The following is a 12,333-nucleotide window of genomic DNA, read 5'->3' as shown; positions in this document are numbered from 1 at the left end:
TTTGCCCGCACCCGGACGCCCCCCGGTGAAATACCCCAGCTCATGAAGGGCCCGCGTCAGCCCCTCAACCCAGAGAAGTCACCCGTGAGTGAAGCACTGACCGTTGCAGAACCCTCCCACCACGCCAAAACCTCCGGCATCGGCATGCTGATCGCCGCTGCCGGCGTGGTGTATGGCGATATCGGCACCAGCCCCTTGTACACCCTCAAGGAGGTGTTCTCCGGCCACTACGGCGTTCAGCCCAGCCATGACGGCGTGCTGGGGATCCTGTCACTGGTGTTCTGGTCGCTGATCTGGGTGGTCTCGATCAAATACGTGCTGTTTATCCTGCGCGCCGACAACCAGGGCGAAGGCGGGATCATGGCCTTGACCGCCCTGGCGCGCCGGGCCGCTGCACCTTTTCCGCGAATGAGCAGGGCCCTGGTGCTCCTCGGCCTGTTTGGCGCAGCGCTGTTTTACGGCGACAGCATGATCACCCCGGCGATTTCAGTGTTGTCCGCGGTTGAGGGCCTGCAACTGGCCTTCGACGGCATCGACCACTGGGTCGTGCCGTTGTCGGTGATCGTGCTGGTGGCGCTGTTCCTGATCCAGAAACACGGCACCGCACGCATCGGCATCCTGTTCGGCCCGGTGATGGTGGTGTGGTTTGTGGTGCTGGGCGCACTGGGGCTTTACGGGATCGTGCAACGCCCGGAAGTGCTGCTGGCGCTCAACCCGGCCTGGGCCGTGCAGTTTTTCGTGGTGCATCCGGGCATTGGCGTCGCCATTCTCGGCGCGGTGGTGCTGGCGCTGACGGGTGCGGAAGCGCTGTACGCCGACATGGGCCACTTCGGCCGCAAACCGATTGCCCGGGCCTGGTTCAGCCTGGTGCTGCCGGGCCTTGTGCTCAACTACTTCGGCCAGGGCGCGTTGATCCTCGATAACCCGGAAGCCGTACGTAACCCGTTCTACCTGCTGGCCCCCGGCTGGGCGCTGCTGCCGATGGTCGCGCTCTCGACCCTGGCGACGATCATCGCCTCCCAGGCGGTCATTTCCGGTGCCTTTTCCCTGACCCGCCAGGCCATCCAGTTGGGCTACGTCCCGCGCATGTTCATCCAGCACACCTCCAGCCAGGAGCAGGGGCAGATTTACATCGGCACGGTGAACTGGGCGTTGATGGTCGGCGTGGTGCTGCTGGTGATCGGCTTCGAGTCTTCCAGTGCCCTGGCCGCGGCCTACGGCGTGGCAGTCACCGGCACCATGCTGATCACCACCATCCTTTCCTCCGCCGTGGTGCTGCTGTTGTGGAAAAAGCCACGCTGGCTGGCCGTGCCCTTGCTGCTGGGTTTCCTGTTGGTGGACAGCCTGTATTTCTCGGCGAACGCGCCGAAGATCGTCCAGGGCGGCGCCTTCCCGGTGATCGCCGGGATCGGCCTGTTCATCCTGATGACCACCTGGAAGCGCGGGCGCAAGATCATCGTCGAGCGCCTGGACGAAACCGCGCTGCCGCTTCCGCTGTTCATCAGCAGCCTGCAGGCGCAACCACCGCACCGGGTGCAGGGCACGGCAGTGTTCCTCACCGCGAGGACCGACGCGGTGCCCCACGCCTTGCTGCACAACCTGCTGCACAACCAGGTGATGCATGAACAGGTGGTGCTGCTCACGGTCGTGTTCGAGGACCGTCCGCGCGTCAACTCCGCCAAGCGCTTTGATGTGGAGGCGTACGGCGACGGTTTCTACCGGGTCAACCTGCACTTCGGCTTCATGGAAGAGCCCGACGTGCCATTGGCCTTGAGCCAATGCCCGCGCACCGACCTCGATTTCAGCCACATGCGCACTACCTACTTCCTGAGCCGCGAGACCGTCATCCCGACCAGTCGCATCGGCATGGCGAAGTGGCGCGAGCACCTGTTCGCCTTCCTGCTCAAAAATGCCAACAGCAACCTCAAGTACTTCAAGCTGCCGCTGAACCGGGTGATCGAACTGGGTACGCAAGTGGAGATATAAGGCGAGTGCGCATGCCGATGAGGCTGCCGGGCTGCTGAGATCAAGCGCCGCCCGCACGGCGCCTCTCGGCGCGATCAGGCCATTACCGTCCGTCGAATCCCCCCGACTGGCACGGAATTTTCATGGCTCGGCTATGCTCTCTCGTCATAAGCACGGACAGGCGTGCCTTTCCCACTACAAAAACAACCCAGGGGGATCCATGAGTTGCCTTATCTGCGCGGGTCGCGCTGAATCCATCGAGTGCTCACCGGGGTGGGAACAACGGCGTTGTTTCCAATGCGGGTGTTACCGGATGTCTCAAACTCTGATCCTCAGCATGATGGAAGAGGGGCAGATTTTCGATGCGCGCAAGATGCGCGAGTGGCTGGATGGGCAGCGCGGCAGGGTGCCGGTCCCGTCCATCGAGGTGCATGAAGCCATCTTGATGCCGTGATGTTCGTGCGCTGAATGGCGCCCGTGTGAACTTTGTTCGAGGTCGCGGATTCCCAACCTGCGTGGGATCCAGTGCGACAACGCTCCTGCATCCCAGCCCCGCGCAACGGACAGGAGCTACCGAGTGCCCCGAATCATCACGCCCGCCACCCCCGACCACCAGATCGATGCCCAGAACGCCCGGATGTTCGGCTCTCCCAAGGAGCGCCTGGACTTTTACCGGCGCGAAATCCAGTACGAAACCAGCATCCTCGCCAACCGAACCGACGCCTACCTGGCCGCCCAGTCGTTCCTGGTGATCGCCTTCGTCTCGTCCATGGCCAACCTCAACCCCGAGTGGGGCAAGATGTTCACCATGGTGGTGCCGCCGTTTCTCGCGCTGTTGGGCGTGTTGAGTTCGCTGAACGCGTGGCCGGGGATTCATGCGGCGTACCGGATCATTGACCACTGGCAGGTCAAACAGAGCCATCTGCTGCACAGCGACCCGCTGATGGGCCTGGCCTACGACGAATCGCCGCTGTTCAGCGAGGCCGAGACGTCCCGCGCCGGTCACCGCAAGTCGCTGCTGTTTTCGCTGCGCACGCCGTGGATCTTCCTCGCGTTCTGGATGTTGCTCGGCGGCTATTCGCTGTACATCCAGATCGCCTGAGCCGCCGCCGCAAATCAATCTGAACATGCGCGCTCCACTGCCGGTCCCAGCCTTTATCGACCGCAGGATCAAGGAGGCAGCAACCATGTCCAGCACCGTAGGCGACTTTCTTGTGGAACGGCTCAGCCAGTGGGGCGTGAAGCGTATTTTTGGCTACCCCGGCGACGGCATCAACGGCGTGTTCGGTGCGCTGCGGCGCTCCGGCAAGATTGAATTCGTCCAGTGCCGTCACGAAGAAATGGCCGCCTTCATGGCCAGCGCCCATGCCAAATTCACCGGCGAGTTAGGGGTGTGCATCGCCACGTCCGGGCCGGGGGCTTCGCACCTGCTCACCGGCCTCTACGATGCGCGCCTGGACCATATGCCGGTCCTCGCCATAACCGGCCAGCAGGCCCGCACCGCGCTGGGCGGCCACTACCAGCAGGAACTGGACCTGATGTCGATGTTCAAGGACGTGGCCGGGGCCTTTGTCCAGCAGGCGTCGGCACCGTCGCAAGTACGCCACCTGCTGGACCGTGCCGTGCGCACGGCCGTGGGGGAACGCAAAGTCACCGCGCTGATCCTGCCCAATGACCTGCAGGACCTGCCCTACGAAGAACCCGCCCGTGCCCATGGCACCCTGCATTCCAGCGTTGGTGTCTGCCGTCCGCGCGTCGTGCCGCGTGAAGCCGACCTGGTCGACGCGGCGCAGTTGCTCAACGAGGGCAACAAGGTCGCGATCCTCGTGGGTGCCGGCGCCTTGCAGGCAAGCGAGCAGGTCCGCGCCCTGGCGGAAAAGCTCGGTGCCGGCGTGGCCAAGGCGCTGCTGGGCAAGGCCGTGCTGCCGGATGAGCTGCCGTGGGTCACCGGCTGCATTGGCCTGCTCGGCACCGAACCCAGCCTGAAGCTGATGAACGAATGCGACACCCTGTTGATGATCGGCTCGGGCTTTCCCTACGCCGAGTTCCTGCCCAAGGAGGGCCACGCTCGCGGCGTGCAGATCGATATCGCGCCGAACATGCTCGGCCTGCGCTACCCGATGGACATCAACCTGGTGGGCGACGCCGCCGACACCCTCAAGGCGCTGTTGCCGCTGATCGAACAGAAGACCGACCGGCGCTGGCGCAAGAAAGTCGAAGGCTGGCGCAAGGCCTGGGACACCAAACTGGAGAAGCGCGCCTTGACCACCGCAGACCCGATCAATCCGCAGCGGGTCGTTTACGAGCTGTCGCCGCGCCTGCCGGACAACGCGATCATCACCAGTGACTCGGGCTCCTGCGCCAACTGGTTTGCCCGCGACCTGCGCATCCGCGAGGGCATGCAGTGCTCGCTGTCGGGCGGGCTGGCGTCCATGGGCGCGGCGGTGCCGTATGCCATCGCCGCCAAATTCGCCCACCCGGAGCAGACCGTCGTCGCCCTGGTCGGCGACGGCGCCATGCAGATGAACAACCTCGCCGAGCTGATCACCGTCGCCAAGTACTGGAAGCAGTGGGGCAATGGTCGCTGGATCTGCGCGGTGTTCAACAACCAGGACCTCAATCAGGTGACGTGGGAACAGCGGGTCATGGAGGGCGACCCGAAGTTCGCCGCAAGCCAGGACATCCCTGATGTGCCGTATCACCTGTTTGCCATTTCCATCGGCCTCAAGGGCATTTGCGTCGAGCGCGACGAGGATGTTGCCGCTGCCTGGGAACAGGCGCTGGCCAGCGATGTGCCGGTGGTGATCGACTTCCGCACCGACCCCAACGTGCCGCCGCTGCCGCCGCATATCAGCCTCAAGCAGGCCCGGCAGTTTGCCGGCGCGCTGCTGCAGGGCGACCCGGACAGCGTCGGGGTGATCCGGCAAACCGCGCGGCAGGTGCTCAGTAGCGTGTTGCCGAAGAAATGAGCGCGGGCCCAGGGCTGATCCAGCCCTGGGCCGCACTGGGTCAGCGCGGCTCGTGGATCGGGCAGCCGTTGTGACGGGCGCGGTAATCCGACGACATTTCGTACGACGGCTTGCGCACCCGCATCACTCCGCCCAATGGCCGGTGCGCGGCCAGCCCGTGCCACGGGCTGAACGCCATGCCGTCGTCGATTTCCCTGACCTTTTCCGCGTCCCAGGTGCTTTGCGCGGGGATTTCGACCCGCGCCACGGTCACGAACGGGCTGAGGTTTTCATCCCATTGCACCGAGGCATCCTCGATGGGCATGTGCTCGCTGTCGGTGGCGAGCTGGACGCGCAATTCCCAGGTGCCGCCGTGCCCGGCGAAGTATTGGGCGACCGCTGCCCGCAAGCCATCCGGGTTGCCATGGAAATCGACATGCAGGTTGGTCAGCTCGGTCAGCGACGCCGACACCGGCACCATCGCCAGCTTGGCGTAGTACGGGCCGTAGAGCACCGGCACCACGGTGTTGAAGGTCTCGCCGAGGATGTGGGTCTGCGGATGGCCGCCGAGGCTTTTCAGCGTGGCGCTTTCACCGCCCAGGGCTTCCACGGCCGCCTCGACACCGCGCAGCACCGCCGACAGTACTTTCTTCGAGCCCGGCGCCTTGTCGGTGGTTTTCGCCAGCAGCTTGAGGCTTCTCAGAAACGCTTTCGGCGTGGCGGAAATGAACGCCTTGGCGTTCTGCATCACGAAGTCCTGGGTGACTTCGCCCTCGCTGCCCGGCAGGCGCGACCCCTCGACGCCCACCAGCTTGATCGCCAGGCCCCGGGGCGTGGACACCTTGTCATCGAGGATATCGCCGGGGTTGGTGGACAGTCGCAGGTAGACGGGCAGGGTGGCAGGGCGGGCAAACGCGCCTTGGGCCAGCTCGGGGGGCAGGTTGTCGAGGACCGTCAGTTCGCCGCGCAGCAGACCGTGGCCCTTGGCGTGGACGCTGCGGTCGGCATGGCCACGGTCGGCGAAGGTGGTTTCCATGATCGAGCGCAGGGTCTCGGCCAGCTCCTTGCTGGTCTGCGCTTCGTCCTCCGGGATCTGTTCGAAGTCCGCTTGAAAGCGCAGCGGGGGTGCGGTGGGTCGTGTGGTCGGTAGATCGCTCATCGGCACATCTCCATTCAGGCTCGGGAATCACGCAGGCGTCGCGCTTCTTTGGATGAGCGCTGTAGAGAGGACTTCGCCGGCAGCGCCGTCGTTCGCCGGGAACGCGCCGTGTGCGACCGGTGGCAGCGTGGCCGGGCCTCAGCGCACCCGATCACGGCTCTGCACCGCCAGGTCCAGCGCTTTCTGCATGTCCAGCCGCGCCGAGCGGCCGACGTCGCGGTCGCCGAGCTGGTAGTTGCGCTCGGACGGCAGGATGGGCGCGGTGAGGTCCTCGCCGTCCATGGCTTCGAAGTCGTGGTTGTCACCGATGGTCATGGCGCTGCGGCGCAGCAGCATGCGCAGTTGCTCGGGCTGCAGTTGCGGATTGATCGACAGCATCGCCGCCAGCAGGCCGGCGACCATCGGCGTGGCATAGGAGGTGCCACAGTGCACTGCGCCGGTCTGGCCGGCCTCGCGGTTCGAGGCGTGGGCGCACGCGGCGGCGGTGATGTCGACGCGCATGTCGATGTTCGAGGTGCTGCGCTTGACCGCGTACGCCGGGTCCTCGACGGCGCGCCCGCCGCCTGCGTTGCGCTGGTGCCCGCCGACCACCAGCAACTGTTCGGTGATAAACGAGGAGGGCAGGCGGTATTCATCGCTGCCGGAGAACGACGCGCCGTTGCCGGCGGAGTTCACCACCACGACATCGGGATGATCCTTGCGCAGCCAGAGGAAGAACTCCTCCAGCAACTCCTCGTAGCCAGCCATGGCGATGCCCGAGCGCAGCAGCGAGTCGACGTCGTCGCCGTCGACATTCTTCGCGCCGACGCGGTGGATGCCCCAACTCCAGTTGAGCACGCGCACGCCGTCTTCGACGAGGTTCACCGAGGCGGCGATGTTGGCGGTGATGCCGGCATCGGAATTGCGCTCGACGATGACCTCGAAACCGCCGCCGGCCTTGTCCAGCCCGCGCAGGAAACCGGTATTGCCGCCGTTATCCCAGCCCGCGCCGAGGATGCCGGCGACAGTGGTGCCGTGGTTGTCCGGCTTGGCGGCGTCGCGGGCATAGACGCAGGTGCGCGGTGGCGAGCAGGCGCCCAGGTAGTCGGCGAAGTCCGCCGTGTCGAAATCGACGTCGCGCTCGATCAGGCCAATGCGCACCGGCTGCGGATGGATGGGCGCCTGTCGTCCCGGTATGCGCCGCTGGTAGTAATTCACTGCATCGAGAAAGCGGTTCGCGGCCCACTCGTCCGAGTCCTCGGCCGGCTTGTTCTGCGCCGCGGGGCGGGCGGTGGCGTGCTCGGTTTCTTCCGCCGCGGACTCCTCGACCACCACGGCATCCACGCTGGTCTCGCTGCCCAGCCGCAGCACCAACGCATCGCGCTGCATCAGGTCATTGGCCGGCAGGCGAAGCTGGTAGAGGTTCAGCGGCGCGATGCTGCCGACCACCTTCGCGCCGTACTTGCGCGCCAGGCGCTCGGCTTCCTGGCGACCGTCCTGGTTTTCCTCGATCAGCACGCTGACCAGATCGACGTAGGTGGTCAGGCCGTCCATGTTCTTCGCCACCTCGTCCGGCCCGGCGGCCAGCACATGGCTGTTGCGCAGGCTCAGCCAGGCGGCGTTGCTGGCGCGCGGACCGTCTTCCAGCCAGAGCGGGCCGCTCTGGTAGCCGGCGCTGTCGAGGCGCAGCCGCAAGGTGTCGCCCTCGCGTTGCACGCTGTTGGCCGGCAGCGCCTTGTCACCCAGCTTCAAGTGCGGCATTGCCGCGCCCAGCCCGCGCACGCGCAGGCACCAGTCCTGCTGCCGGCTTTCCAGCAGGTCGCCACAGCGTTTCAGGCTTTCCAGGCGCAGCGGCGCTTCCGCGGCGGTCACAGGATTGCCGGCCAGCATGAGCACGGTGGCGAAAGCGGCGGATCGTAACGGCATCGGTTGAGCATCCCGGGGTGAAGGTCCTGCTGTTCCGACTATCCCGCAGGCCGCTTCGTTCAGCGAGGAGCCCTCGGCGAGGCCTTTGCTTTGCGTGCATATTATTTAATGTTCGCCGATTGATTCGCTTAACACATGCGGGTTGTTTAGATATTGATGTGCGTCAGGAAGTTGTCATTTACTTTTAATAAATAAAATATTTTCCTGCGTTATTAGCCGGCGCTGAAAACTTTACATAGCCTGCCGTCATCAATAATGGCTATGGGCCATTGGTGGGCGTAAGCTATGCGCCGCGCCCCGCCGGGCGTTTTCCTGGTTATTGAGGCAGCCCTGTAACGCGCGTGATGAAAGACGGTTTCATCGGGCTTGCCGTGCCTTCGCAACTGTACATATGTTTTTTCGGATCGAGTTGATGCCTATTTCCCAAAACCTCTCTGATGTTTTCGTGCAAACGCTGGAACAAGCCATCGACAGTGTGGTTGTAATCGACACCTGCAACTGTGTGGTGTTGTTCAATGCAGCCGCGGAAAAGTTGTGGGGATTTTCCAGGGAAGAAGTGCTTGGAAAAAATGTCAGCATGCTGGTGCCGGAAAACATCCGCAGTAAACATGATGGCTATGTCGACTCCAATCGACGCACCGGTATCAACAAGATTGTCGGTACGACCCGGGATGTACCCATTCATAAAAAAGACGGCACGCAACGCTGGGGTTCGATGTCGATTTCGCGGGTCGTCAGTGAGGGCCAGATATTATTCACCGCATTTGTCAAAGATGTGACGGAACAGCGAAAGGAACGCAAACGCATCAAACTGTTATCGATGGTCGCCGATCAAACCGATAATGCGATCTTTATTACCGATGGCAGTGGCGGCGTGGTTTACGCGAATAAAGGTTTTGCCAAGATTTTTGGTTATGACTTCAGTGAAGTTGAAGGCTGCAAACCCGCGAAGTTACTGGTGCCGCATTTGCCCTCGGCGCGTATTGCCCGGGTTCAAGAGGGTTTGAAAGGCGGCCGTTCATTCCGCCTCGAAGAGTTATTGAAAGTCAAAGGCGGCGAACGTATCTGGTGCGATGTTGCAATCAACCCGGTGATTGGCGCCAATGGCGAACTTGCCCACACCGTGACGGTATTGACCGATATCACCGCGTCAAAGATCCATGAAGTGCTGCAACATTGCATTCTCGACGCGATGGTGCGGGAGATGCCGCTGGAGTCCGTGATGGATCTGCTGTGCAAGGAAGTCGAGCGGATGTCGCCGGAGATCCGCGCAACGGTGATCCAGGTCGATGAAGACGGCGCCATGCACCCGTTGGCGGCGCCGAGCTTCTCCGAGCGTTACGGGCATTTGCTCGAAGGCATGCCGATCAAGAACGGCATCGGCTCCTCCAGCCTTGCGGCTGAGCGGGGCGAGATCGTGTTTGTCCGGGACATCGGCAGCGACCCGCGCTGGGCGTTGATCCGCGACGAATTCCTCGACCAGGGAATCAAGAGCTGCTGGTCCATCCCGATCAAGAGCGCCAAGGGCCTCGCCATCGGTGTGTTGGCCTTCTACTACAGCGACCACCGCACGCCGTCGGTTCTGCACCAGCAGATGGTCGATGTGATCATTCCGCTGTGCGCGCTGGCCATGGAGCGCGAGGTCAACCGCGAGAGCATTCGCCAACTGGCGTTCTACGACAGCCTGACGCAACTGCCCAACCGCAGCCTGTTGCACGCCAAGGCCGATCACGCGCTGATCGAGGCGCGGCGGACCAAAACCGCGCTGGCGGTGCTGTTCATCGACTTGGACCGCTTCAAGCAGATCAATGATTCGCTGGGCCATCCGGCGGGCGACGCGTTGCTCAAATTGATCGCCCAGCGCCTCAATGCCAACCGGAACGCCGCCGACATCGTTGGCCGGCTGTCTGGCGATGAGTTCGTCATCGTCCTGCCCAATTGCGACAGCGACAACGTCACCGAGGCGATCGAGGACATCAAGCACGCGATTTCCCAGCCCTGCCAGATCGCCGGCTCGTGTTTCTCGCCGTCCGCCAGCATGGGCGTCAGCATCTACCCGCGCGACGGCCATGACATGGGCACCCTGATCCACCGCGCCGACATGGCCATGTACCAGGCCAAGCACTCGGGCCGCGGCCGTTTCAGTTTCTTCAGCCATGAACTGAACGAGCTGGCCCAGGAACGCCAGGCCCTGGAAAATGCCCTGCGCGACGCCATCGAACAGGGCGGCCTGCACCTCAACTACCAACCGCAGGTCAATATCGACGACGGCCAGGTCTATGGCGTCGAAGCCCTGGCCCGTTGGACGCACCCGACCTTCGGCGTGGTCTCGCCCGCGCGCTTCATCCCGCTGGCGGAGGAGTGCGGGCTGATTACCGAACTGGGTCACTGGGCGGTCAAGGAGGCCTGCCGGCAACTGGCGGTGTGGCGTCGCAAGGGCCTGAACATCCCGTCGGTGTCGGTGAACCTGTCGCCCAGCAACTTCCACAATCTGGACCTGGCCGGGATGATCGGCAACGTGCTCGATCAACATGGCCTGGCGGCCAAGGACCTGACCATCGAACTCACCGAAAACCTGCTGCTCGACACCAACCCCGGGACCATGAAAGTTCTTCACGACCTCAGCGAACGCGGCATCAAACTGGCCATGGATGATTTCGGGACAGGCTACTCAAGCTTGAGTTACCTTCGCAAACTACCCATCCAGGAATTGAAGCTGGACCGTAGCTTCGTGCTGGATCTTGAAGCGGATGAAACCAGTCGTGCGCTCAGTGACGCAGTGATGCGCATCGGCGACAGCCTTCGCCTGAAGGTGGTTGCCGAAGGGGTCGAGGAGCAAGGCCAGTACAAGATTCTCAAGGATCAGGGGTACCACGTTGCCCAGGGTTACCTGCTGTCGAAGCCGCTGACGCCGCACGACCTGGAAGCCTGGATGACGAAGTACTGACGTATTGAAGGTGCACGCTGCTTATCTCTCTCGTAATTGGAGGACTTCCTCATGTTTTCAGCATATCGGCGGCTCAAGCAGGAGCTTGCAGAAGCGCGTGAAAAGCTCTCGTCGCTCGAACAGGTCAAGGACAGCCTGGACAGTGAAATGCTCGTCCTGACGTTGAGCTCGCAAGGTGAAATCACCTATGCCAACGGCAACTTCCTCAAGGAAATGCAGTACGCGGCCAGCGCTGTTGAGCGCAAGGTCATTTTCGGCCTGGTGCCGGAGTATGCCCAGAGCACCAACCACTTCGGCCTCATGAAGCGCGCGATCCAGAGCGGCGAGCACTGGGCCGGCGCCCTGCAACTGCGCCGTGGCAACGGTAACGAGGCCTGGCTGCGGGCGATCGTGCAGCCGGTCAGGAACGCACGCGGGCAGATCGACTATGTCTCGCTGTACGCCAACGACCTGACCCGCACCATCGAAACCTCGCGGGAGCGGGAAAACCTTATCGAGGCCCTGCAACGTTCCACCGCCGTGGTCGAATTCGACCTGCAGGGCACGGTGCTGAACGCCAATGAGCGGTTCCTCAATGCGATGGGTTACACCCTCAAAGGCATCCAGGGCAAACACCATCGGGTGTTCTGCGACGCCGAAGAGCAGGGTTCTGCGGGCTACGAGCGGTTCTGGGAAAAACTGCGCCGGGGCGAGTTCATCGCCGATCGCTTCAAGCGCATCGACAGCCACGGCCATGTGGTCTGGCTGGAAGCGACCTACAACCCCATTTCCGACGCCCATGGCCGGCTGTACAAGATCGTCAAGTTCGCCACGGTCATCACCGACCAGGTCAACCGCGAGATCGCCGTGTCGCAGGCGGCGGAAATCGCCTTCACCACCTCGCAACAGACCGACGACAGCGCCCGGCGCGGCAGCGTCGTCATCCAGGAAACCGTCGATGTCATCCAGGGCCTGGCGGTGCAAATGACTGCGGCGGTGGAAGGTATCGCGGCGCTGGACAAGCAGTCGCAGATCGTTGGCAGCATCGTCAAAAGCATCGGCGGCATTGCCGACCAGACCAACCTGCTGGCCTTGAACGCGGCGATCGAAGCGGCGCGGGCGGGCGAACAGGGGCGGGGGTTCGCGGTGGTCGCCGATGAAGTCAGGCAACTGGCGTCGCGCACCACCAAGGCGACCGAAGAAATCGTCGACGTCGTGACCCAGAACCAGAAACTGGCCGAAGAAGCCGTGCGCATCATCGAACAGGGCAAGCGCCATGCCGAGCAGGGCCTCGAACTGTCTGCGCAGGCCGGGACCGTTATCGTCGAGATTCAGGACGGGGCGCAGAAGGTGGTGAATGCCGTGGGGCAGTTCACCAATCAATTGTCGGTTTGAGGGCCGGACGGGAAATCCAGCGCCGCCCACGCGGC

At 63.3% G+C, this 12,333-nt stretch carries 8 protein-coding genes and 1 pseudogene; 7 read left to right on the top strand and 2 right to left on the bottom strand.

Annotated features, from left to right (window positions below; all coding sequences use genetic code 11):
- Positions 1-84 precede the first annotated feature (84 nt).
- The 4 genes from NTD82_RS17745 (at position 85) to NTD82_RS17730 (ending at position 4,934) form a co-directional block, all read left to right on the top strand.
- On the top strand, positions 85-1,986 hold the full coding sequence (locus NTD82_RS17745) for a potassium transporter Kup (RefSeq protein ID WP_177454431.1): 1,902 nt from the start codon (positions 85-87) through the stop codon (positions 1,984-1,986).
- A gap of 292 nt (positions 1,987-2,278) precedes the next feature.
- Complete coding sequence (locus NTD82_RS17740) at positions 2,279-2,419, top strand: hypothetical protein (protein ID WP_175650860.1); 141 nt, start codon at positions 2,279-2,281, stop codon at positions 2,417-2,419.
- 123 nt (positions 2,420-2,542) lie between these two features.
- Positions 2,543-3,067 (top strand): hypothetical protein, encoded by a 525-nt coding sequence (locus NTD82_RS17735; RefSeq protein WP_095156664.1) that lies wholly within the window; start codon positions 2,543-2,545, stop codon positions 3,065-3,067.
- Between the two features lie 85 nt (positions 3,068-3,152).
- Positions 3,153-4,934 carry a thiamine pyrophosphate-requiring protein gene (locus NTD82_RS17730; RefSeq protein ID WP_262129629.1) on the top strand — a complete coding sequence of 594 codons (1,782 nt, stop codon included), beginning with the start codon at positions 3,153-3,155 and terminating at the stop codon, positions 4,932-4,934.
- 40 nt (positions 4,935-4,974) lie between these two features.
- Here the strand turns inward: NTD82_RS17730 and NTD82_RS17725 are convergent, their stop codons facing one another.
- Both NTD82_RS17725 and NTD82_RS17720 read right to left on the bottom strand, forming a co-directional pair.
- Positions 4,975-6,072: a catalase family protein gene (locus tag NTD82_RS17725; RefSeq protein ID WP_262129628.1), complete on the bottom strand. Its 1,098-nt coding sequence runs from the start codon at positions 6,070-6,072 to the stop codon at positions 4,975-4,977.
- Positions 6,073-6,210: 138 nt separating this feature from the next.
- A complete protein-coding gene (locus tag NTD82_RS17720; RefSeq protein ID WP_262129627.1) occupies positions 6,211-7,977 on the bottom strand; it encodes a S8 family peptidase in 1,767 nt (588 codons plus the stop codon).
- 391 nt (positions 7,978-8,368) lie between these two features.
- On the opposite strand from NTD82_RS17720, the gene NTD82_RS17715 reads away from it, so the two are divergent.
- From NTD82_RS17715 to NTD82_RS29385, 3 genes and pseudogenes are all read left to right on the top strand, one after another.
- Positions 8,369-10,924: an EAL domain-containing protein gene (locus NTD82_RS17715; RefSeq protein ID WP_315974963.1), complete on the top strand. Its 2,556-nt coding sequence runs from the start codon at positions 8,369-8,371 to the stop codon at positions 10,922-10,924.
- A gap of 51 nt (positions 10,925-10,975) precedes the next feature.
- Positions 10,976-11,752 (top strand): annotated as a pseudogene (locus NTD82_RS29390) (PAS domain-containing protein); the annotation flags it as partial.
- Between the two features lie 135 nt (positions 11,753-11,887).
- Entirely contained in the window at positions 11,888-12,298 is a 411-nt protein-coding gene (locus tag NTD82_RS29385; RefSeq protein WP_371864295.1) for a methyl-accepting chemotaxis protein, read from the top strand.
- The last annotated feature ends 35 nt before the right edge of the window (positions 12,299-12,333 follow it).

The sequence above is a fragment of the Pseudomonas sp. 5P_5.1_Bac1 genome (assembly GCF_025466015.1).
In the GTDB taxonomy this organism is placed as follows: Bacteria; Pseudomonadota; Gammaproteobacteria; order Pseudomonadales; family Pseudomonadaceae; genus Aquipseudomonas.
This window is presented reverse-complemented; position numbering and strand designations above follow the sequence as displayed.